Below are 19,979 nucleotides of genomic sequence, written 5' to 3'. Positions count from 1 at the left end.
TTCGAAACCGATTGCGGACAGACGGTAATCGCGGCAAAGTCGCCCCTATGCTGCGCGTCCTGGCCGTCGACGATGAACGCCCCGCCTTGGAGGAGCTCACCTACCTGCTCCGCAAGGACCCGCGGATCGGGCAGGTCACCGGGGCGGGCGAGGCCGCGTCCGCGCTGCGCGACCTCAGCCGCATGCTGGTGGCGGGCGAGCGGCTCGACGCGGTCTTCCTCGACATCCGGATGCCGGGGCTGGACGGCCTCGACTTCACCCGGCTGCTCACCGGCTTCGCCGCGCCGCCGCGCGTCGTGTTCGTCACCGCGCACGACGACTGCGCCGTCACCGCCTACGAGCTCGGCGCGCTCGACTACCTGCTCAAGCCCGTCCGGCCCGAGCGGCTCGCCGAGGCCGTCCGCCGGGTCGCCGAGGCCGCCGGGCGCGCCGCGCCGCCGGGCGAGGGCGGCCGCGCCGACGACGAGATGATCCCCGTCGAGCTGGGCGGGCGCACCCGGCTGGTCTCGCGCCGCGCGGTCACCCACGTCGAGGCGCAGGGCGACTACGTCCGGCTGCACACCGCCGACGGCGGCTTCCTCGTCCGGATGCCGCTGGCGGCGCTGACCAAGCGGTGGGAGGCGGCCGGGTTCATCCGCATCCACCGCAGCACGCTCGTCGCGTCCGAGCACATCACCGAGCTGCACTTCGACGGCGGGCGGGCGGCCGTCCAGATCGGCGACGAGCTGCTGCCGGTGAGCCGCCGGCACACCCGCGAGGTCCGCGACCTGCTGATCCGCCGCTTCCACCAGCCCGCCCGACAGCAGCCCGAAGCTCCCGGAGGTGGCCGCCTTGGCTGACCGACGCCGCGTCGTGGTCTCCGGCGCGACCGCCGCCCGCGCCCGTGCCCTGCCGCAGGCGGCGCCGGACCCCGGCGGCGGGCCGCCGGGCGCCGAGCCCTCCGGCGCCGGTCACGACCCGGCCGGGCGGGAGACCGCCGACACCGACCCGCCCGATCCGCCATGTCCTTCGTGTTCTGTTTCGTTCCCCCTCGCGGCCTGCGCCGGTGAGCCGGCGGGACGCGGCGGCGACGGGGCGGGGCTCGCGCAGGCGCGGGCCCTGATCCGCGTCCAGCTCCGGGCGGCCCTCACCACCGGCGCGACCGTCATGATCGTGGTGACGGGCCTCCCGCTGCTGCTCGCCCTCGCCCCCGCCCTCGGCCGCCTGCGCGCCGACGGCGTCCCGCTCGCCTGGGCCGTCCTCGCCCTCGGCATCCAGCCGGTCTGGGTCGCCGCGTCCCTCCTGCACCTCCGCCGCGCCGAGGGCGCCGAACGGGCCCTGACCCGCCAGACCTCCCGCGCCGCACCGCCCGAGCACACGGCGCCGACCGGCGGCACGGCGCCGGCCGGGCGCCGGGGGCCGGTCGGGCGCGCGGGGCCGGCGGGGCGCCGGTGACCGTGACGGCCACGGCGGCCTCCCTCAGCGCCCTGGCCGCGCTGGTCGGCATGACCGCCGCCCTCGGCCTGTACGGCCGCCGCGCCGTCCGGACGACCTCCGACCTCCTCATCGCCTCGCGCGGCGTCACCCCCTGGTGGAACGCCTCCGCCATCGGCGGCGAGTACATCTCCGCCGCCGCCTACCTCGGCACCGCCGGGCTGGTGCTCGCCTACGGCGCCGACATGGTGTGGCTGCCCATGGGCGCGACCGCCGGATACGTCCTGCTCCAGGCGTTCGTCACCGCGCCGCTGCGCAGGTCGGGCGCCTACACGATCTCCGACTTCGCCGAGTGGCGGCTCGGCTCCCGCGCCGTCCGGCGGATCGTCACCGGCTGCGTCTGCTTCGTCGGCTGGTTCTACCTCCTGCCGCAGTTCCAGGGCGCCGGCGTCACCCTCCGGGTGCTCACCGGCGCGCCCGTGTGGGCGGGCTGGGCCCTGGTGATCGCGGTGGCGCTGCTCGTCGTGGCCTCCGGCGGCATGCGCAGCATCACCGCCGTCCAGGCCGTCCAGTTCTGGGTGAAGCTCGTCGCGGTCGCCGTCCCCGCCGTGGCGCTGCTGGCCCTGTGGCACCTGGACGGCGGCGCCGACCCCGCGAGCGCCGGCGCCCCCACGTTCGCCCGCGACACCCGGGTCCACGTCGGCCATGGCCTGACCGTCACCCTCCCCGCCGACACCGTCGTGACCGTCCGCGGGCCCGTCGACGGCGTCCCGCGCGCCGGGGAACGGCTGCGGCTGCCCGCCGGCACCCACACGATCGGCCCCGGCGCCGACGTGGACTTCCCGCCCGGCGCGCCCGTCCCGCACGCCGGGCGCCTCACCGTCCAGGACGGCGACACCTGGGCCATGCCGTTCGGGCACGGCGAGGGCCTCGGGCTCTACGCCGGGTACTCGGCGATGCTCGGCGTCCTCCTCGGCACCATGGGCCTCCCGCACATCCTCATGCGCTTCTACACCAACGCCTCCGGCACCACCGCCCGCCGCACCGCCGCCGCCGTGCCCGCCCTGCTCGCCCTGTTCTCGGTGTTCCCCGTCCTGTACGGCGCGCTCGGCCGCCTCTACACCCCCGACCTGCTGCTCACCGGCGACCTCGACGCGACCGTCCTGCTCCTCCCGCAGCGGATGCTGCCCGGACCCGCCGGCGCGCTGCTCACCGGCCTCGTCGCCGCCGGCGCGTTCGCCGCGTTCATCTCCACCTCGTGCGGCATCGTCGTCGCCATCGCCGGGACCCTCTCCCAGTGCGTCCGCCGCCGGGGCGTCACCGCGTTCCGCGCCGGCGTCGTCCTCGCGCTCGCGGCGCCGCTCGCGCTGCTCCCCGGAATCGGCCCCCAGGGCGCCGCGAACGTCGTGACGATGGCGCTGTGCGTGTCGGCGTGCTCGCTGTGCCCGCTGCTCGTCCTCGGCATCTGGTGGCGCGGCCTCACCGCGCCCGGCGCCGGCGCCGGGCTCCTGCTCGGCGGCGGCCTGTCGGTCGCCGCCGGCGTCGCCCGCCTCGTCGCGGGCCCGTTCACGGGCTGGCCCGCCGTCCTGCTCACCCACCCGGCCATGCTCCTCGCCCCGCTGTCGTTCGCCGCGATGGTCGCCGTCTCCCTGCTGACCCGGCGCCGCGTCCCGCGCCGTGCCGAACGCGCGCTCGCCCGGCTGCACCTGCCCGAGGACATCACCGCCCGCTGATCCGCCGCCCATCGGGCCGGGCGGCAGCCGCCCGACCTGCGTGGACCGTTCCCGCGACCGCGCCCGGCCCGCTCGTCCCGTCGGACCGCCCGCTCGTCGCACAGCTACTCTACGCACATCTCCGACTACATACCGCTCATCGAGCCCCGCGTTTTCCGCCTCCCGATCGGTGGCACCAGACCCCTAGTGTTCTCAGTGGCACTACAACCACACCCGCCACGGAGGGCGGACGGCGATCCAGCACCACCCCACCGCCGGAACCTCCCACAACAGCAAATCCGGAGATCCGGCGCACGCCAGTCGAGCGCCGGGTCGTGAGTCGCTGGATCCCGTACCGGGGGGGTGGGATCCGGCGACCTGTGGCTCGGGCGTCGCGGAACAGTCGGGGGGTTGTTCCGCGGCGCCTGAGTCCTTTTGTATTGCCCTTGGCGTCGGTCGCTGGCGCTCCCTCCTTCGGCAGGCAACACGGCGATCGCTGGCATCGCTCCGAACTCGCCTTGGCGGCTCGCTTCGCGATCAGATTCTCGCTTCGCTCGCATCTGCCTTCGGACGCGATCGCAACGTTTCGGTCGTTGCGGGGCTGGGCTTACTGCGTTGCGCGTGGTGCTCTTGGTGCCTCTCTTGGCCCTTGCTTCGGGCCTACGGGCGCAGGTTTTTCAGGGTGGTTATGTCTTTGGCGTGGGGTTCCGGGGCTCGGCCCGGGGTTTCGATGATGAAGGGGATGCCGGCCACGGCGGGGTGGTGGAAGAGGTCGGCGAAGGGGGACTCGCCTATGTGGCCCGCGCCGATGTTCTCGTGGCGGTCGCGGCCCGAGGCGCAGGGGTCCTTGGAGTCGTTGGCGTGCACGAGTTTGAGGCGGCCCTCGCCCACGGTGGCGACCAGGGCGTCGATGGCGGCCTTGGCGCCGCCGGGGGCGGCCAGGTCGTGGCCCGCCGCGTAGGCGTGGCAGGTGTCGAAGCAGACGCCGAGCTTCGGGTGGTGTTCGAGCCTGTCGAAGAAGGGGCCGAGTTCCTGGACCTTGGCGCAGAGCATGTTGTTCTGGCCCGCCATCGGCTCCAGCAGCAGGTCGGGGCCGTCCTCGGGGATCTCTTCGAGGAGGGGGAGGACGTGCTCGTGGACCTGCGCCATCGCCTCGTCGTAGGTCTGGCTCACGGAGGAGCCGGTGTGGACGACGACGCCGCGGGCGCCGATCGCGCGGCCCCGGGCGAGGGAGTGGCGGATGCTCGCCAGCGACTTGGTCAGGGTCTCGGGGTTCGGGGAGCCGATGTTGACCAGGTAGGGGGCGTGGACGTAGACGGGGACGTCGGCGCGCTCCAGCAGCTTCGCGTCCTCGGCGGGCTTGCCCTCGGGCATCGCCCAGCCGCGCGGGTTCGCCACGAACACCTGGATGGTCTCGGCGCCGATCTCGGCGGCGTACTTCAGGCCGCCGGTGGCGAGACCGCCGGCGACCGGGACGTGCGCGCCGATCAGGCTCTTCGGTGAGGTCATAGGTCGTCCAGCCTATGGCGTGTTGCGAAGTGGCCTCAACGGGCGCGTTGGGCCGGGACGGCTCAGGGGCCGCGGAGGAGGGTGATGGTGGAGCCGCGGGGGGCCTCGCCGGAGCTCGGGTTCTGGAAGCGGACGGTGTCGCCGCCGATCCCGGTCACGGTGACCTTGAAACCCGAGTCCTCCAGGGCCGCCTTGGCCTCGTCGACGTTGCGGCCCATCAGGTTGGGGACGGGGATGTCCTCCTCGCCGCCCTGCTTGCAGCCCCACTTGACCGGGCCGATGTCGATCTTGCAGTCGTCCTCGTTGACGACGAGCGTGACGTGGTCGCCCCGCGACACGCCGGTGCCCATGGGCGGGTCCTGGCTGACCACCGTGGCCGCCGGCTTGCCGTCCACCTTCCGCTTGTCGATCTTGACGTCCAGGCCCATCGAGCGGAGCTGGTTGGCGGCGTTCTCGCCGCCGATGCCGACCAGGTTCGGCATCGACATGCCGCTGCTGATGACGAGGTCGACCGGCTCGTCGGGGGAGCGCCGCTCGCCCGCGGGCGGGTCGCTGCTGATGACCCGGTCCCTGGAGACGGTCTGCGAGCCGTTGGTGCTGGTCTGCCCGACGGTGAAGCCCTTGTCGCCGAGTATTCTCCGGGCGTCGGCCAGGGACTTGCCCTCGACGTCCGGGACCTCGCGCGGGGAGCGGCCCCGGGACGGGGTGAGCGTGACGGTCTCGCCCTTGGCGACGCGGGCGCCCGCGGGCGGGTCGGACCTGGCGACCTCGCCCTTGCGGACGCGGTCGTCGTAGACGGCCTTCGCGACGCGGACGTCGAGGCCGCCGCCCTCCAGCTTGGCGCGGGCGTCCGCGACCTTCATCCCGACGATCTTCTCGGGGACGTGGTCGTACTGGCCGGACGTCTCGTACCAGACGGCCCAGCCGAGGACCATCGCGACGACCGCGCCGACCGCGATCAGGACGTAGCGGCCGGTGATCACGCCGATCGCGCGGTCGGCGCGGCCGCGCTCGCGGGGCAGCTCCCGCCGGTCCATGACGGCCGTGTGCGGCGCCGGGGCGTGCATCTCGACGGTGGTGGTCGGCTGCTCCATGCGCTGGTCGAAGTCGCGGGGGAGGCCGTTGTAGGCCTCGGCGACCTCGGCGAGGAACTGGTTCGCGTCCCGGGGGCGGCGGTCGGGCTCGTGGCTGGTGGCGTCGGTGACCAGGTCGTCGACCTGCCGGGGGATGCCGGGGACGGCCTCCGAGGGCGGCGGGACGGTCTCGTTGACGTGCTTGTAGGCGACGGCGAACGCGGTGTCGGCCTGATGGGGCAGCCGCCCGGTGACCAGCTCGTAGAGCATGATCCCGGCGGCGTAGACGTCGGTGCGGACGTCGACGTGCCCCGCCACCACCTGCTCGGGCGCCAGGTAGCCGACGGTTCCGATGATCACGCCGGTGCGGGTCATCTTGCTCGCGGACTCGGCGCGGGCGAGGCCGAAGTCGGCGACCTTGACCCGGCCGTCCTCGGTGATCAGCACGTTCTCCGGCTTGACGTCGCGGTGCACCAGCCCGGCCCGGTGCGCGGCGCCGAGCGCGGCGAGCACCGGCTGCATGATCTCCAGCGCGGCGCGGGGGCCGAACCGGCCGGCGGCGGTGAGCGCGTCGCGGAGCGTGTGGCCCTCCACGTACTCCATCACGAGGAACACGTGCTCGCCGTCGGTGACCTGGTCGTAGACGGCGACGACGTTCGGGTGCGAGAGCGCGGCGGCGGACTTGGCCTCGCCGATGAAGCGGGCGACGAAGTCCTCGTCGGCGGCGAGCGCGGCGTGCATCACCTTGATCGCGATGACGCGGTCGAGGCGGATGTCGCGCGCGACGTACACGGTGGCCATGCCACCGCGGGCGACCCGTGACTCAATGCGGTATCGCCCGTCGAGTACCCGCCCGACGAGGGGATCGGTAGCCGTCGCGTCCATCGCTGCGAGTTTACGGCGACGTCCGGGCGGATCTCATCAGTCCCGAGTATGAGCGCCCCTGCGCCGCGGGTCGGAGCCTCACCGGGCGCCGGCGCCGGCGCCGGTCGGGTCCGGCTCGGGTTCGGCCGGCAGGACGGGGGTGCCGCGGCGCGGCGACCGGGTGCTGCGGGACACGCCGACACCGGCCAGGCACAGCACGCCGCCCGCGAGCGTGAGCAGCCCGGGGACCTCGCCCAGGAACAGCCACGACATCAGGACGACCAGCGCGGGCGCGGCGTAGGTGGTGGCGCCCATCTTCCCCGCGGACGTGCGGGCCAGCGCGTACCCCCAGGTCGTGAACGCCAGCGCGGTCGGGAAGACGCCCAGGTAGAGCACGTTGAGCGTCGCGCCGGTGGAGGCGTCGGCGGCCTCTCCGGCGAGCTGCCCGGCGAACGGCAGGCAGGCGAGGGCGCCGATCGCGCAGGAGAACGTGGTGAACTGCAACGGCGTGGCGTGCCTGAGCGTGGGCTTCTGGGTGACGACGCCCGCGGCGTAGGTGACGGCGGCGGCCAGGCACAGCAGGACGCCGCCGACCGAGGATCCGCCCTCGTCCGACATCGACAGCCCGACGACGGCGGCGCCCGCGAACGAGACCGCCATGCCCGCCAGGAGCCGGGGCGCGAAGCCCTCCTTCAGCAGCCAGCCGCCGAGGAGCGCGATGAGGATCGGCCCGATGTTGACGACGAGCGCGGCGGTGCCCGCGTCCACGAGCCGCTCACCCCAGTTCAGCGCGATCATGTAGGCGCCGAACCACAGCACCCCGGCGGTGGCGATGCCGGGCCAGGCGGCCCGGGAGGGCAGGCCCTCCCGGCGGACGAGGCAGATCGCGCCGAGCACGAGCGCCCCGGAGAGCATGCGGCCGAGCGCGAGGGCGCCGGGGCTGTAGTCCTCCCCGGCGCTGCGGATCGCGACGAAGGCCGACGCCCACAGGACGACGGTCACGGTCGCGGCGGCCACCGCGAGCCGGTCGACGCGCGCCGGGGCGGGAACGTTCCCTTCTTCCATGTCACGCACCTTAGGTCTGGAATGCTTCCATCAACACCGAAATGTCGCGCATGGTTGCGGGACGGGGGGGTTCGGGGGGATAGATCCAGTCTCGGTGCGGTTGACGTGCGGGTCCAGCGAATCCTGCTACAGGCGATCTTTAAGGATCTCTACATCAGGTGGCGAGGCCCTCGAAGGGGGAGGACGCCTGGGCGTGGTGGCGCCTCGGGATGCGTCCCGCCTGCCGGGCGAGGCGTCCGGCCTCGACGGCGTGCCGCATCGCGGCGGCCATCCGCGCGGGGGACTGGGCGCGGGTCACGGCGGTGGCGAGGAGGACGGCGTCGCAGCCCAGTTCCATGGCGAGGGCGGCGTCGCTGGCGGTGCCGATCCCCGCGTCCAGGATCACCGGGACCCCGGCCTGCTCGACGATCAGCGCGATGTTGTGCGGGTTGCGGATGCCGAGCCCCGAGCCGATCGGGGAGCCGAGCGGCATCACCGCCGCGCATCCGATCCGCTCCAGCCGCCGTGCGAGGACGGGGTCGTCGCTGGTGTAGGGCAGCACGGTGAAGCCGTCGTCGACGAGCTGCTCGGCGGCCTCGACCAGTTCGATCGGGTCGGGCAGCAGCGTCCGCTCGTCGGCGATCACCTCCAGCTTGACCCAGTCGGTGCCGAGCGCCTCGCGCGCGAGCTTGGCGGTCAGCACGGCCTCGCCCGCCGTGAAGCAGCCCGCCGTGTTCGGCAGCACCCGGACGCCGCACTCGCGCAGCACGTCCAGCACCGAGCCCCGCGCGGACGGGTCGACCCGCCGCATCGCGACCGTGGTCAGCTCCGTCCCGGACGCGACGAGCGCCTCGCGCAGCACCGCCATGCTGGGCGCGCCGCCGGTGCCCATGATGAGCCGGGAGTCGAGCCTCTCGCCCGCGATCTCCAGCGGGTCGGTCTCGTTCTGGACGGTCATGTCAGCCTCCCTGGACGGCGGTGAGCACTTCGAGGCGGTCGGCCTCGCGCAGCGGCGTGTCGTCCCACGCCGACCGGCGGACGACCTCGTCGTTGAGCGCGGCGGCGACGCCGGACCCGGCCGCGGAGACGGTGGCGACGGCCTGCGCGACGCTGGTGCCCTCCGGCACCTCGCGCGGCTCGCCGTTGACGATGACCTTCATCAGTGCACCTCGGGGGAGAAGCGGTCGGGGGTGAAGGGGGCGGCCTCGGCGGGGACGGGCCCGTCCAGCAGCATCGCGGCCAGGATGTCGGCGCTGACCGGGGCGAGCAGGATGCCGTTGCGGAAGTGGCCGGTGCCGAGGAACAGGCCGGGCAGCGCCGACGGGCCCATCACCGGCGCGTTGTCGGGCGAGCCGGGCCGCAGCCCCGCCGAGACCTCGGCGAACTCCAGCTCGGTGATGCCCGGGAGCAGCTCGTGGGCGTCGCGCAGCAGCTCCCACACGCCGCCCGCGGTGACCCGCGTGTCGAAGCCCAGCTCCTCCTGGGTCGCGCCGACGACGATCTCGCCGTCCGCGCGCGGCACGAGGTAGACCGACGAGCCGCGCACCAGCGCGCGGGTGGAGCGGCGCAGGAACGGCACCGCCGTCCGCAGCCGGATGACCTGGCCCTTCACCGGGCGGACGGGCGGGACCACCCCCGCCGACAACCCCTCCAGGTCGCCGGACCAGGAGCCGGCGGCGAGCAGCACGCGGTCGGCGCGGATCTCGGTCCCGTCGTCGAGGCGGACGCCGGCGGCCCGGTCGCGCTCGACCAGGACTCCCGCCGCCCGCCGCCGGACGAGCCGCGCGCCCAGGCCCTCGGCCGCCGCCAGCAGGGCGGGGGCGAGGCGGCGCGGGTCGATCGAGCCGTCCTCGGGGGCGAGCAGGCCGCCGCGCACGCCGGGCGCCAGCATCGGCTCGTGCCGGCGGCACTCGCGGCCGGTCAGCGCCTCGGTCGGGATGCCGAGGCTCTCCTGGAAGCGGCGGAGGTCGTCCAGGTGGTTCAGGTCGCCGGAGTCGAACGCGACCTCCAGGATCCCGTCGGTGCGGTGGGCGACGTCGAGCCCGGTCCGCTCCTCCAGCTCGGCGACGAACGCGCCGTAGCGGTCGCGGGAGGCCAGGCCGAGCCGCAGCAGCGGCTCCTCGCCGTAGGTCAGCTCGCTGACCGGGGTCAGCATGCCCGCCGCGACCGAGGTCGCCCCGCTCATGGGCGCCGGGTCGACGAGCGTGACGGCGGCGCCGCCCGCGGCGGCCCGCCAGGCGGTGGCGAGGCCGATGATTCCGGCGCCGAGGATGACGATCTCCATGCGCGCTCCCTTCGCCGGCATGATCCGGATCAGGTCGTAGCGGTCGGCGGCCCGTTCAGCCGCCCTCTCAGCCCGGTCGCACCGGACTCCCGCGCTCTCGCCCCCCACCATACGACCCCTGGCGATATGCGCCGATGTCCGGATACCGATCACTGTGTCCGGAGGTCCCCCGGCTAGGGTGGACGGCCATGGACAGCGTGATCGTCGTCGGCGGCGGGCTGGCGGGACTGCGGGCGGCGCAGGGGCTGCGCGAGGGCGGCCACACGGGCGCGATCACCCTCGTCTCCGCCGAGCGGCACCTGCCCTACGACCGCCCGCCGCTGTCGAAGGACGTCCTCGCGGGCGCCGCCGACGACACCACGCTGGAGGCCGACTGGGACGCGCTGCGCTGCGAGGTCCTGCTCGGCGAGCGCGCCACCGGCCTGCGGCTGGACGCGCCGGGCGCGGGCGGCGCGCTCGCCTCCACGGCGGGCGAGCTGCGCTTCGACGGGCTCGTGATCGCCACCGGCGCCGCGCCGGTGACGCTGCCGGGCGGCGGGCGCCAGCGCGTGCTGCGCACCGTCGAGGACGCCCTGGACCTGCGCGCCGCGCTCGTCCCCGGCACCCGGCTCGCGATCGTCGGCGCGGGCTGGATCGGCGCGGAGGTCGCGACGGCCGCCGCCGCCAAGGGCTGCGCGGTCACCGTGGTCGAGGCTGCGGAGGCCCCGCTCGCGTCCGCGCTCGGGCCCGAGGTCGGCGCGCTGACCGCGCGCTGGTACGCCGAGGCGGGCGTCGGGCTGCGCACCGGCGTCAAGGTCGCGGCGGTCGAGGACGGCGGCCTCGCCCTGGCGGGCGGCGAGCGGATCGACGCCGACGAGGTGGTCGTCGGCGTCGGCGTCCGGCCCGTCCTGGGCTGGCTTGAGGGATCCGGGCTGCTGCTGGAGCGCGGTGTCGTCACCGACGCCTCGTTCCGCGCCACCGGGGCGGACGGGGCGCCGCGTCCCGACGTGGTGGCGGTGGGAGACTGCGCCGCCTGGTGGTCCGCCCGGTACGGGCGGCGGCTGCTCGTCGAGCACTGGGACACCGCCCTGAACGCGCCCGCCGTGGCCGCCGCCGCGCTCCTCGGCCGGGACGCGGCGTACGACGCCGTCCCCTACTTCTGGTCGGAGCAGTTCGGCCGGATGGTCCAGTACGCGGGCGTGCACGGGGCGTCCGAGCGGCTCGTCCGCCGGGGCGACCCGGCGGAGGCGGCGTGGGCGGTCGTCTGGCTCACCGGCGACCGGCTCGACGCGATCCTCGCCGTCGGCCGCCCCCGCGACCTCGTGCAGGCCAGGCGGGTGATCGCCGCCGGGACCCCCGTCGACCCCGCCGCGCTGGCCGATCCGGGCGTGCCCGTCCGGCAGGCTGTTCGCGCGTAGCGGACACTGACCTGCGCGAACGGGCGCCGAACGGGTTTGAGTCTTCCGAAGGCGTGGTAGGCAGGGGGCGTGACGCAGATGCACGCGACCGTTGACAGCGCACTCGACCCCCGCACCGACGCCCTGGCCGGGGAGTGGCTCTCCCTCAGGGAGACCGCCGACCGCCTCGGCATCAAGACCAACCGGATCAAGCAGCTCATCAGCGAGCGCCGGCTCCTGGCGATCCGGCGCGCCGGCGAGCCGATGGTGCCCGCCGCGTTCCTCAAGGACGGCCAGGTCATCAAGGGCCTGGCCGGGACGCTGACGCTCCTGTCGGACGCGGGCTTCGACGAGGTGGAGACGGTCCGCTGGCTGTTCACCGCCGACGACACGCTGCCGGGCACGCCCGTCGAGGCGCTGAGCGAGAACCGGGGCACCGAGGTGCGCCGCCGCGCCCAGGCCCTCGCCTTCTAGGGCGGGGCGGTCGGACGGGCCGGACCGAGGGCCCGGCGAACACACGTGACACGATTGCGGGGTCACGCGCGGTGCCGCGGCGCCGCCGCGTGCCCCCGCGATCCGTCTCCGGAAGGAACCGTCCGACACCGTGGCCAGCACCGTCTCCGCGCACATGCCCACCGAGCAGGGCGTCGCGCTCCGCGCCCGGCTCTCCCGCGCCCGCCTCTACCTCTGCACGGACGCGCGGGAGCGGCAGGGCGACCTGCCCGAGTTCCTGGACGCGGTGCTCGCGGGCGGCGTCGACCTCGTCCAGCTCCGCCAGAAGGGCCTGGAGGCCCGGCAGGAGCTGGAGTACCTGGAGGTGTTCCGCGCCGCGTGCGACCGGCACGGCGCGCTGATGGCGGTGAACGACCGGGCGGACATCGCGCGCGCCGCCGGGGCCGACGTCCTGCACCTCGGGCAGGACGACCTGCCCGTGCCGGCCGCCCGCGCGATCATCGGCGAGGACGTCCTGATCGGCCGCTCGACGCACTCGGACGGGCAGGCGGGCGCGGCGGCGGCGCAGGCGGGCGTCGACTACTTCTGCGCGGGGCCGGTCTGGCCCACGCCCACCAAGCCGGGGCGCGCCGCGCCCGGCCCCGAGCTGCTGGAGCGGGTCGCCGGGCGGCGCGGGAGCCGTCCGTGGTTCGCGATCGGCGGCATCGACCTCGGCAACCTCGACGAGGTCCTCGCGGCGGGGGCGCGCCGCGTCGTGGTGGTCCGGGCGATCACCGAGGCGGACGACCCGGGCGCGGCCGCCGCCGCGTTCGCCGACCGCCTCCCGCCCGCCTGACCGCCTTCCGTTCAGGTTCCGTCCGCTTGGCGCCCACCCGGCCGATGCCCGCTCGTCGGGTGCCGTTCGCCCGCGCGCGGCCGGGGCAGCGGCCCGGATGACCGACAATGGGATCATGGGACCCGACGACGACAGGCTCGTGCACCTGGACGACGACGACCTGGACGTGCTGCCCGACCAGACGTCCGACGACACCGACACCGGGTGGGGCGAGTGGCGCGGCGGCGTGAGCGACGACGACCGCCTGCTGGAGGAGCGGCCGCCGCACTGGTGACCTAGAACAGCACGCCGAGCGCGAAGCCGGCGGTGACCACGACCGCGAGCGCGACCATCATCCGCCACCGGTAGCGGGGGATGCGCTTGGGGCGCGGCTTGGCCGCGGGCGCCTGCCCGTCCCGCAGCGCGCGGACGAGCTGCCGCGCGGTCGGCCGCGCGGCGGGGTTCTTGTCCAGGCAGCGCGCCGCCAGCTCGCGCAGCGGGCCCTCCAGCTCGCCGAGGTCCGGCGGCCGGGACGTCACGCGCCGCATGACGGCGGCGCTCGGCCCGGTGCCGAACGGCGGGCGCCCGGTCGCGGCGAACACCAGCGTCGCGCCCCAGGCGAACACGTCCGCGGGCGGGCCGACCGGCTCGTCCTCGATCTGCTCGGGCGCCATGTAGGCGGGGGTGCCGACCGGGCCCGTGGTCACCGGGGTCGCGTCGGCGGTGCGCGCGATCCCGAAGTCGATCACCTTGGCGCCGTCCGGGCCGAGCAGGACGTTGCCGGGCTTGAAGTCGCGGTGCACGATCTCGGCGCGGTGGATCGCGGCGAGCGCGCCCGCCGTGCGCAGGGCGATCTTGTGGAGCCGGGGCGCGGGCAGCGGGCCCCGGTCCTCGACGACCTGCTGGAGCGAGGGCCCCTCGACGTACTCGCTGACGATGTAGGGGCGGTCGCCGGTGACGTCGGCGTCCAGCACGCGGGCGGTGTGGCGGCCCTCGACCCGGCGCGCCGCGTCCGCCTCCTTGACGAAGCGGCCCCGGGCGCGCTGCCCGGCCGCGACGCCGCCGCGCAGCAGCTTGACGGTGACGAGCGCGCCGTCCCCGTCCTCGCCGAGGTAGACGACGCCCTGGCCGCCCTCGCCGAGCCGCCCGAGCAGCGTGTAGCCGCCGAGGGAGCCCGGGTCGCCCGCCCAGAGCGGCGAACCGGGGTGCCGGGGCCGCGCGGGCCTGGCCGCGCGGGGGTGCGGCTCCGCGGCGCGGGGCTTGCCGCCGCGCGGCTGACCGGCGCGCGGCGGGGCGCCGCCGGCGGATCGGGCGGCGGGACGCGGGTGATGGGGGTTCGCCCTCCCGCGGGAGGTGTCGTGCGGCACGGCGGACTCCGACTCGGCGGGGACGGACGAAGATTTCCTCATTTGTACCGCGTCATCACGGGAGTCGGCAGGGGAACCCCGATCTTCGGGTCCCCGGAGCGCGCCGCGCGGTCAGGTGCGGCGCGCGGTCGCGGCGACGGCGAGGGCGTTCAGCGCGGCGCGGGCCTCCTCCGGGACGGGCGCGGCCGCCAGCACGCGCTCGGCGTCGCCGGTGTAGCGGGCGATCATCGCCTCGCAGGCCGCGAGCCCCCCGGTGTCGGTGATGATCTGGCGCAGCTCGTCCACGCCCGGCCGGTCGAGGCCGGGGTCGCCGAGGCGCCGCTGGAGCGCCGCCGCCTGCGCGGGCGTGGCGCGTTCGAGGGTCAGCGCGACCAGGACGGTGCGCTTGCCCTCGCGCAGGTCGTCGCCCGCGGGCTTGCCGGTCTCGGCCGGGTCGCCGAACACGCCGAGCACGTCGTCGCGGAGCTGGAAGGCGATGCCGAGCGGGACGCCGTAGCCGGTGAGGGCGGCCGACACCTCCGGGGCGCCCCCGGCGAGCGCGGCGCCGAGGTGCAGCGGCCGCTCGATCGTGTACTTGGCGCTCTTGAACTCCACCACGCGCAGCGCCGTGTCGACGGCGGCCTCGCCCCGGGTGCCCTCCAGCATGTCCAGGTACTGGCCGCACATGACCTCGGTGCGCATCAGGTCGTAGACGGCGCGGCCCCGGCGGCGGCGCTCCTCGTCCAGCCCGCACGTCTCGAACATCTCGCCCGACCAGGCGAGGCACAGGTCGCCGAGCAGGATCGCGGTGCCCTCGCCGAACGCCCGCGCGGGGCCCGGCCAGCCCTGCGCGCGGTGCAGCGCCTCGAACCTGCGGTGCATCGAGGGCTGCCCGCGGCGGGTGTCGCTGGAGTCCATCACGTCGTCGTGGATCAGCGCGCTCGCCTGGAGCAGCTCCAGCGACGCCGCCGCGTTGACGATCCCCTCGTGCAGCCGCTCGCCGGGCGGCCCGTCGAGGTCCTCCTCCACGGCGCCCGCCGCGCGCCAGCCCCAGTAGCAGAACGCCGGCCGCAGCCGCTTGCCCTCCGCGAGCAGCGCGTCCAGCGCGGCCATCAGCGGGGCCAGCTCGTCGCTGATCGCCAGCAGGTTCGGACGCTGCCGGGCGACGAAGGCCAGCAGCGCCCCGTCGACCTCCTTGCGGATGGGGCTCGATGACATGCCGAGATCGTATCCAGGAGTCGGTGGCCGCTCGTACGTCATAACGGGATAAATGCCCAGTTCTAGCTATTTAAGGTGCATACCGGATGGCGCGAGGTGGGAGGGATCACTCCACCCGGGCCCGTCCGCCGTTCACCTTCGGCTCAAGGCCGCTTCTGTACTCTGGGGTGATGCGACGCCTGCGCCCAGACCGGCCCCCGACCGTCCGAGAACTCCTGGCCTCGGGCAGGTCCTTCTCCTTCGAGTTCTTCCCGCCCAAGACCGAGAAGGGCGCGCGGAACCTGTGGCGGACGATCCGCGAGCTGGAGCCCCTCCACCCGTCGTTTGTCTCGGTGACCTACGGCGCGGGCGGCGGCACCCGCGACAAGACCGTCGACATCGTCGAGCGGATCGCGACCGACACCACGCTCACGCCCGTCGCGCACTTCACCGCCGTCGACCACTCGCAGGCGGAGCTGCGCCAGCTCATCGGCCGGTTCGCGGCGGTCGGCGTGCGCAACATCCTCGCCGTGCGCGGCGACCCGCCCGGCGACCCGATGGGGGAGTGGGTCAAGCACCCCGACGGCGTCGAGTACGCCGCCGACCTCGTCCGGATGATCCGCTCCTACGGCGACTTCAGCGTCGGCGTCGCCGCATTCCCCTACAAGCACCCGCGCTCGCCCGACATCGAGAGCGACACCCGGCACTTCGTCGCCAAGTGCCGCGCCGGCGCCGACTACGCCATCACCCAGATGTTCTTCCGCGCGGACGACTTCCTGCGCCTGCGCGACCGCGTCGACGCCGCGGGCTGCGACGTGCCGATCATCCCGGGCATCATGCCGGTCACCCAGATCAGCACGATCGACCGGTCCGAGCAGCTCTCGGGGGCGCCCTTCCCCGCGGACGTGCGCGCCCGGTTCGAGGCCGTCGCCGACGACCCGGAGGCCGTCCGGCGCCTCGGCATCGAGCACGCGGCGCAGCTGTGCCGCGACCTGCTCGACCAGGGCGTGCCCGGCATCCACTTCATCACCTTCAACAAGTCGACGGCGACCCGCGAGGTCTACGGGCTGCTGGAGGCCGACGGGTACGGCGCCAGGGGCAGCGTCCCGCCCATGACCGCGTAGAGCGGCCCGCCGCCGGGGAACTCGAACCCCGTCAGCAGGTCGACCATGCCCACCGACCGGTAGAGCCGTTGGGCCGGGGTGGCGGACCGCAGGTCCAGCGTGGACAGCACCACCGTCCGCTCCGGCCTGCCCTCGCACAGCGCGGTCAGCAGCCCCCGGCCGAGGCCCTTGCCCTGCGCCGCCGGGTGGACGTGCAGCTCCGCCACCTCGAACGGGTCGTCCATCCAGGCGTCCGCGTGCTCGGGCCCCTCCCGCGCGGCGAGCGCCTGGTGGACGATGTCGTGCCACCACTGCCCGCGCGAGCCGTGGAACCCGTAGGCGAACCCCTGCACCGGCCCGGCCAGGCCGGGCAGCGGCCCGCGCCGCTCCGCGACGAACGCGCGGAACCCGGGGTAGGCCGCGTGCCGCTCCATGATCGTGTGGCGGCCGGGGAGCTGCTCGGCGGGCGGCGCCATCGTCGCGGCGTACACCTCCAGCATCGGGCCGAGCCGGCGCAGGAAGGCGCGCTCGTCGATCTCGCGCAGCTTCGGATCCCTCACCGGACGTCCCTCACCAGACAGAGACTAGACGTCCCGCCCGCTCACCCGCTCCGGGAACGGTGATCCGGCGCGGCCGCGGGCGCGGTGACGGAGGCGGCCCGGGGGAGGGGGATCAGAGCTTGGCGATGGTGCGCTGGGTCGCGTTGAGCCGGTCGTAGATGTCCCACAGGATGCGGTCGGCCGCCTTGCGCAGCGCGTTCCGGTTGGCGTCGAGCTGCCCGCCCCACTGGCGCGCCTCCGGGCCGAGCCAGGCGTCGGTCGAGCCGAGCGTGCGGGCGGAGGCGTCGAGCGCCCGCCGGAGCCGGTCGATGCTGCCGTAGGCGTCCGCGTACGCCTGGTACAGCTGCCCGTACTCGGGGTTCGGGCGCTCGGTCGGCGGCAGGCCCACCGCCGCCGCGGCCTCGATCGGCGGCGGCAGGCTCCCGGGCGGCGGCGGGGCGGACGAGGGGGAGGACACGCTCAGCCACCCGCCTTCTGGTGCAGCCCGGCGAGCGCGTCGCGGGTCCGGGGGCTCAGATCGGCGCCGGTGAGCACCTGGACGGCGACCGGCCGCACGCCCTCCCGGTCGGCCTCGGCGAGGAACGCGCGCAGCCACGCCGTGTCCATCGCCAGGTGGTGGCTGGAGGTGCCGAGCGCCTGCCGCAGGGCCTGCAGCAGCGCCGCGTCGCCGTGGGCGGCCTTCACCAGGGCCGCCGCGGAGGCGGGGCCGAGCCGCTCGTACAGCGCCTCGGTGTAGTCGGGGTCGTCGGCGTTGGCCCGCAGGTGCTTCCACACGCCGTCCGGCACGGGGTCGCCGTCGCGGACGGCGGCGGCCACGGCCAGCGCGTCGGCCCGCGCGGCCCGCGCCGCCGCCTGCCGGGTCGGGAAGTTGCCGAGGTCGCCCGCGCCCCGCGAGGTCGGCGGCGCCGTGTGCCTCGGCGGGCGCACCGGATGGCGCCGCCCCGGCGTACCCGGCGTGCCGGGCGAGGGCGTGCGCGGCGCGGTCGCGCCCGGCCTGCCGGGCTGCACGCCGCCGCCCGCGCCCGGGTTCCCGCCGGGGCTCGGCTTCGGGCTCGGCGCGTGGACGGGCGGGACGTCGACGCCGCCGCCGTCCGGGTGCGTGATCGCGTAGTTGTAGCGGCGGGTCAGCATGCCGAGCTGGTCGGCGGCCCACAGCGCGACCTGGTCGGCCTGCCGGTACCCGGTCGCGGGCACCCCCGGCGGGGGGCGGTGCCCGTTCAGCCAGCCCTGGATCGCGTTCTGCGCGTCCTGGAGCTGGCGGATCACCCGGTCGAGCGCGGGCGGGTCGATCCCCCGGAACTCCGGGTCGCGCGCCGCCGGGCCGGAGCGCATCTGCGCGGTCATCGCCCCTCCGGTTGGTCACCGATCGTCGTTGCTCGGTCCCCCAGGATCACATCCTGGCCACCAGAATCACATCAGGGTCACCGGCTGTCGAGGGCCCGGCGCAGCGATTCCCCGTCGCGCGCCACCACCGCCACCGCCCGGGTCAGGACGATCGGCCGCTGGATCAGCACCGGGTTCGCCACCATGATCTCGATCCAGCGCGCCCGGTCGTGCTCCAGGGACCGCAGGCCGAGCTCCTTGGCGACGGGCTCGTTGAGCCGCGCGACGTCCCAGGGCTCGGCGCCGATCCTGGTCAGCGCCGCGTCCAGCTCCGCCGCCGTGGGCGGCTCGTCGAGGTAGCGGCGCTCGGTGTAGGGGACGCCCGCCTCGTCCAGCGCGGCCTTCGCGGCGCGGCTCTTGGAGCAGCGCGGGTTGTGCCACAGTTCCGTACCCCGCGCGTCACCCTGCGCGTCGTCGCCCATCTCAGCCCACCTCCGCCGGGGTGCCCCCGGTGATTTTCAGCAGTTCCTCGTACGAGGTGGGGAACACGGTGTGCGGGTGCCCGCCGGCCGCCCAGACCTCGTCGTACTTGTCCAGCCAGACGTCCACGAGCGTGCGGATCGGCGCGGGGTGGCCCAGCGGGGCGACACCCCCGATGGGCTGGCCCGTCGCGTCCCGGACGAACTCCGGCGTCGCCCGGCGCACCGCCTCCGCGCCCACCAGCGCCGCGACCCGCGCCGTGTCGACCCGGTGCGCGCCGCTGGTCAGCACCAGCAGCGGCGCCCCGTCGGCGTCGAACACCAGGCTGTTGGCGATCGCGCCGACCTCGCATCCGAGCTGGTCGGCGGCGGCCTGCGCCGTCCGGGCCGAGTCGGGCAGCTCCACGATCTTCCCCGTCGCCCCTTGCGCCTCCAGGGCCCGTGCGACACGTTCGGCATTTGCGTGCATGGGAAGCACTTTAAGGTCAGCGGTGAGGCGGAGGAGACCATGGGCATGCGGAAAAGCGCGGCGTTGCTGATCCCGATCGTCCTGCTGGCGGGGTGCAAGACGGCGGGCGAGGCGGCCCCCGCCGACGCGGGGCGCTCCTCGCGGCCCCACAAGCCGTCGGCGGACAGGCCCAAGCACAAGCCCAAGCGGGAGCCCGTCCGCAAGCCGAGGGCCAGGGCCACGCCCAAGCCGTCGCCGTCCAGGCCCGTGCCCCCGCTCCGGGCCGGGGACCGCAAACTGAGGCCCGGAGCGGAGGGGGCCGACGTCCGGGAGCTCCAGCGCCGCCTGAAGGGCCTGCACTACGACCCGGGCGTGGTGGACGGGGAGTACGGGACGTCCACCCAGCTCGCCGTGTGGGCGTTCCAGGCCGTCAACCGGCTCAAGCAGTCCGGGACGCTGGGCGCGCCCTTCTGGAAGGCGCTGGACCGCCCCCGCGAGCCCCGCCCGATGGCCAGGCGCCACGAGGCCGACCGGGTCGACGTGGACCTGCGCCGCCAGTACCTCGTCCTCTACAGGGACGGCAGGCCCCGGCTCATCACGCACGTGTCGTCCGGCTCGGGGGAGTACTACTGCGCCAAGGACCGGGGCGCCACCGTCGCCCGCTGCCGCTACGCCACGACGGGCACCGGCGACTTCCGGACGGGCCGCCGCGCCAAGGGCTGGGAGGTCTCGCCCCTCGGACGGCTCTACAACCCCGTCTACTTCAACGGCGGCATCGCCTTCCACGGGGCCCTCGACGTGCCCCGGTACCCGGCCTCGCACGGCTGCGTCCGGCTGCCCATGCACATCGCGGAGTACTTCCCGAGCCTGGTCGGGACGGGTGTGGCCGTGCACGTCCGACGCCTGGGATGACGGGTGGTCAGGTGGTTCGTGTAACCCGCTGACCTGTGGGAAGCGCCACCCGTTCGAACACGTTGACGA

The 19,979-nt window shown here is 75.1% G+C and carries 22 protein-coding genes and 1 riboswitch; of the genes, 9 read left to right on the top strand and 13 right to left on the bottom strand.

The window, feature by feature from the left end; translation table 11 throughout:
* The first annotated feature begins 47 nt into the window (after positions 1-47).
* Genes GNZ18_RS35440 through GNZ18_RS35430 form a run of 3 tightly spaced genes read left to right on the top strand, consistent with a single transcriptional unit; the run spans position 48 to position 3,146 of the window.
* A complete protein-coding gene (locus GNZ18_RS35440; RefSeq protein ID WP_156221015.1) occupies positions 48-839 on the top strand; it encodes a LytR/AlgR family response regulator transcription factor in 792 nt (263 codons plus the stop codon).
* A complete protein-coding gene (locus tag GNZ18_RS35435; protein ID WP_156221014.1) occupies positions 832-1,434 on the top strand; it encodes a hypothetical protein in 603 nt (200 codons plus the stop codon). Before GNZ18_RS35440 ends, GNZ18_RS35435 begins: the two co-directional genes overlap by 8 nt.
* Complete coding sequence (locus tag GNZ18_RS35430; protein ID WP_312874923.1) at positions 1,431-3,146, top strand: sodium/solute symporter; 1,716 nt, start codon at positions 1,431-1,433, stop codon at positions 3,144-3,146. The genes GNZ18_RS35435 and GNZ18_RS35430 overlap by 4 nt, the downstream gene beginning before the upstream one ends.
* A gap of 639 nt (positions 3,147-3,785) precedes the next feature.
* Here GNZ18_RS35430 and GNZ18_RS35425 read toward each other — a convergent pair.
* From GNZ18_RS35425 to thiO, 6 genes are all read right to left on the bottom strand, one after another.
* Positions 3,786-4,634 (bottom strand): deoxyribonuclease IV, encoded by an 849-nt coding sequence (locus tag GNZ18_RS35425; protein ID WP_156221013.1) that lies wholly within the window; start codon positions 4,632-4,634, stop codon positions 3,786-3,788.
* 62 nt (positions 4,635-4,696) lie between these two features.
* On the bottom strand, positions 4,697-6,592 hold the full coding sequence (gene pknB / locus GNZ18_RS35420; RefSeq protein WP_173390991.1) for a Stk1 family PASTA domain-containing Ser/Thr kinase: 1,896 nt from the start codon (positions 6,590-6,592) through the stop codon (positions 4,697-4,699).
* Positions 6,593-6,670: 78 nt separating this feature from the next.
* Positions 6,671-7,636 carry a DMT family transporter gene (locus tag GNZ18_RS35415; protein WP_156221012.1) on the bottom strand — a complete coding sequence of 322 codons (966 nt, stop codon included), beginning with the start codon at positions 7,634-7,636 and terminating at the stop codon, positions 6,671-6,673.
* Positions 7,637-7,790: 154 nt separating this feature from the next.
* Positions 7,791-8,573: a thiazole synthase gene (locus GNZ18_RS35410; RefSeq protein WP_156221011.1), complete on the bottom strand. Its 783-nt coding sequence runs from the start codon at positions 8,571-8,573 to the stop codon at positions 7,791-7,793.
* A gap of 1 nt (position 8,574) precedes the next feature.
* Positions 8,575-8,775 (bottom strand): sulfur carrier protein ThiS, encoded by a 201-nt coding sequence (gene thiS / locus GNZ18_RS35405; protein WP_156221010.1) that lies wholly within the window; start codon positions 8,773-8,775, stop codon positions 8,575-8,577.
* Positions 8,775-9,899, bottom strand: coding sequence for a glycine oxidase ThiO (thiO, locus tag GNZ18_RS35400; protein WP_156221009.1), 1,125 nt, complete (start codon positions 9,897-9,899; stop codon positions 8,775-8,777). Before thiO ends, thiS begins: the two co-directional genes overlap by 1 nt.
* A riboswitch (TPP riboswitch) is annotated at positions 9,889-10,002 on the bottom strand. (Overlaps the previous gene by 11 nt.)
* An 85-nt stretch (positions 10,003-10,087) precedes the next feature.
* Between thiO and GNZ18_RS35395 the strand changes: the two genes are divergently transcribed.
* From GNZ18_RS35395 to GNZ18_RS41025, 4 genes are all read left to right on the top strand, one after another.
* Entirely contained in the window at positions 10,088-11,296 is a 1,209-nt protein-coding gene (locus GNZ18_RS35395; RefSeq protein WP_156221008.1) for an NAD(P)/FAD-dependent oxidoreductase, read from the top strand.
* Positions 11,297-11,374: 78 nt separating this feature from the next.
* Entirely contained in the window at positions 11,375-11,749 is a 375-nt protein-coding gene (locus GNZ18_RS35390) for an Rv2175c family DNA-binding protein (protein WP_156221099.1), read from the top strand.
* A 154-nt stretch (positions 11,750-11,903) separates the two neighbouring features.
* A complete protein-coding gene (gene thiE, locus GNZ18_RS35385) occupies positions 11,904-12,563 on the top strand; it encodes a thiamine phosphate synthase (protein ID WP_156221097.1) in 660 nt (219 codons plus the stop codon).
* A gap of 115 nt (positions 12,564-12,678) precedes the next feature.
* The gene (locus GNZ18_RS41025) at positions 12,679-12,837 is read left to right on the top strand and encodes a hypothetical protein (protein ID WP_173390987.1); all 159 of its coding nucleotides are present in this window, start codon (positions 12,679-12,681) and stop codon (positions 12,835-12,837) included.
* 1 nt (position 12,838) lies between these two features.
* Here the strand turns inward: GNZ18_RS41025 and GNZ18_RS35380 are convergent, their stop codons facing one another.
* The gene (locus GNZ18_RS35380) at positions 12,839-13,951 is read right to left on the bottom strand and encodes a serine/threonine-protein kinase (protein ID WP_156221007.1); all 1,113 of its coding nucleotides are present in this window, start codon (positions 13,949-13,951) and stop codon (positions 12,839-12,841) included.
* Positions 13,952-14,020: 69 nt separating this feature from the next.
* Entirely contained in the window at positions 14,021-15,106 is a 1,086-nt protein-coding gene (locus tag GNZ18_RS35375; RefSeq protein ID WP_173390990.1) for a polyprenyl synthetase family protein, read from the bottom strand.
* 170 nt (positions 15,107-15,276) lie between these two features.
* On the opposite strand from GNZ18_RS35375, the gene metF reads away from it, so the two are divergent.
* Positions 15,277-16,209: a methylenetetrahydrofolate reductase [NAD(P)H] gene (metF, locus tag GNZ18_RS35370; RefSeq protein WP_156221005.1), complete on the top strand. Its 933-nt coding sequence runs from the start codon at positions 15,277-15,279 to the stop codon at positions 16,207-16,209.
* Here metF and GNZ18_RS35365 read toward each other — a convergent pair.
* From GNZ18_RS35365 to GNZ18_RS35345, 5 genes are all read right to left on the bottom strand, one after another.
* Positions 16,146-16,748 carry a GNAT family N-acetyltransferase gene (locus GNZ18_RS35365; protein ID WP_214617758.1) on the bottom strand — a complete coding sequence of 201 codons (603 nt, stop codon included), beginning with the start codon at positions 16,746-16,748 and terminating at the stop codon, positions 16,146-16,148. The genes metF and GNZ18_RS35365 overlap by 64 nt on opposite strands.
* Positions 16,749-16,860: 112 nt before the next feature.
* Positions 16,861-17,205, bottom strand: a complete 345-nt coding sequence (locus tag GNZ18_RS35360; RefSeq protein WP_214617759.1) for a hypothetical protein — start codon at positions 17,203-17,205, stop codon at positions 16,861-16,863.
* A gap of 2 nt (positions 17,206-17,207) precedes the next feature.
* Positions 17,208-18,092: a hypothetical protein gene (locus GNZ18_RS35355; protein WP_156221004.1), complete on the bottom strand. Its 885-nt coding sequence runs from the start codon at positions 18,090-18,092 to the stop codon at positions 17,208-17,210.
* Positions 18,093-18,169: 77 nt separating this feature from the next.
* Positions 18,170-18,553 (bottom strand): ArsC/Spx/MgsR family protein, encoded by a 384-nt coding sequence (locus tag GNZ18_RS35350; RefSeq protein WP_156221003.1) that lies wholly within the window; start codon positions 18,551-18,553, stop codon positions 18,170-18,172.
* A 1-nt stretch (position 18,554) separates the two neighbouring features.
* Positions 18,555-19,019, bottom strand: a complete 465-nt coding sequence (locus GNZ18_RS35345; RefSeq protein ID WP_156221002.1) for a YbaK/EbsC family protein — start codon at positions 19,017-19,019, stop codon at positions 18,555-18,557.
* Positions 19,020-19,064: 45 nt separating this feature from the next.
* Between GNZ18_RS35345 and GNZ18_RS35340 the strand changes: the two genes are divergently transcribed.
* Positions 19,065-19,910 carry a L,D-transpeptidase family protein gene (locus tag GNZ18_RS35340; protein WP_156221001.1) on the top strand — a complete coding sequence of 282 codons (846 nt, stop codon included), beginning with the start codon at positions 19,065-19,067 and terminating at the stop codon, positions 19,908-19,910.
* Positions 19,911-19,979: the final 69 nt, after the last annotated feature.

Source organism: Actinomadura litoris (assembly GCF_009733595.1).
Lineage (GTDB): Bacteria > Actinomycetota > Actinomycetes > Streptosporangiales > Streptosporangiaceae > Spirillospora > Spirillospora litoris.
The sequence above is the reverse complement of the archived record's forward strand: the minus strand, read 5'-3'. Positions and strand labels throughout refer to the sequence as shown.

What these genes read in the sequence shown, in the direction of transcription:
- GNZ18_RS35440 (WP_156221015.1), top strand. Translation starts at nt 48, where the DNA reads ATGCTGCGCGTCCTGGCCGTCGACGATGAACGCCCCGCCTTGGAGGAG.
- GNZ18_RS35425 (WP_156221013.1), bottom strand. Translation starts at nt 4,634, where the DNA reads ATGACCTCACCGAAGAGCCTGATCGGCGCGCACGTCCCGGTCGCCGGC.
- pknB (WP_173390991.1), bottom strand. Translation starts at nt 6,592, where the DNA reads ATGGACGCGACGGCTACCGATCCCCTCGTCGGGCGGGTACTCGACGGG.
- GNZ18_RS35415 (WP_156221012.1), bottom strand. Translation starts at nt 7,636, where the DNA reads ATGGAAGAAGGGAACGTTCCCGCCCCGGCGCGCGTCGACCGGCTCGCG.
- GNZ18_RS35410 (WP_156221011.1), bottom strand. Translation starts at nt 8,573, where the DNA reads ATGACCGTCCAGAACGAGACCGACCCGCTGGAGATCGCGGGCGAGAGG.
- thiS (WP_156221010.1), bottom strand. Translation starts at nt 8,775, where the DNA reads ATGAAGGTCATCGTCAACGGCGAGCCGCGCGAGGTGCCGGAGGGCACC.
- thiO (WP_156221009.1), bottom strand. Translation starts at nt 9,899, where the DNA reads ATGGAGATCGTCATCCTCGGCGCCGGAATCATCGGCCTCGCCACCGCC.
- GNZ18_RS35395 (WP_156221008.1), top strand. Translation starts at nt 10,088, where the DNA reads ATGGACAGCGTGATCGTCGTCGGCGGCGGGCTGGCGGGACTGCGGGCG.
- GNZ18_RS35390 (WP_156221099.1), top strand. Translation starts at nt 11,375, where the DNA reads ATGCACGCGACCGTTGACAGCGCACTCGACCCCCGCACCGACGCCCTG.
- thiE (WP_156221097.1), top strand. Translation starts at nt 11,904, where the DNA reads ATGCCCACCGAGCAGGGCGTCGCGCTCCGCGCCCGGCTCTCCCGCGCC.
- GNZ18_RS41025 (WP_173390987.1), top strand. Translation starts at nt 12,679, where the DNA reads ATGGGACCCGACGACGACAGGCTCGTGCACCTGGACGACGACGACCTG.
- GNZ18_RS35380 (WP_156221007.1), bottom strand. Translation starts at nt 13,951, where the DNA reads ATGAGGAAATCTTCGTCCGTCCCCGCCGAGTCGGAGTCCGCCGTGCCG.
- GNZ18_RS35375 (WP_173390990.1), bottom strand. Translation starts at nt 15,106, where the DNA reads ATGTCATCGAGCCCCATCCGCAAGGAGGTCGACGGGGCGCTGCTGGCC.
- metF (WP_156221005.1), top strand. Translation starts at nt 15,277, where the DNA reads ATGCGACGCCTGCGCCCAGACCGGCCCCCGACCGTCCGAGAACTCCTG.
- GNZ18_RS35355 (WP_156221004.1), bottom strand. Translation starts at nt 18,092, where the DNA reads ATGACCGCGCAGATGCGCTCCGGCCCGGCGGCGCGCGACCCGGAGTTC.
- GNZ18_RS35350 (WP_156221003.1), bottom strand. Translation starts at nt 18,553, where the DNA reads ATGGGCGACGACGCGCAGGGTGACGCGCGGGGTACGGAACTGTGGCAC.
- GNZ18_RS35345 (WP_156221002.1), bottom strand. Translation starts at nt 19,019, where the DNA reads ATGCACGCAAATGCCGAACGTGTCGCACGGGCCCTGGAGGCGCAAGGG.
- GNZ18_RS35340 (WP_156221001.1), top strand. Translation starts at nt 19,065, where the DNA reads ATGCGGAAAAGCGCGGCGTTGCTGATCCCGATCGTCCTGCTGGCGGGG.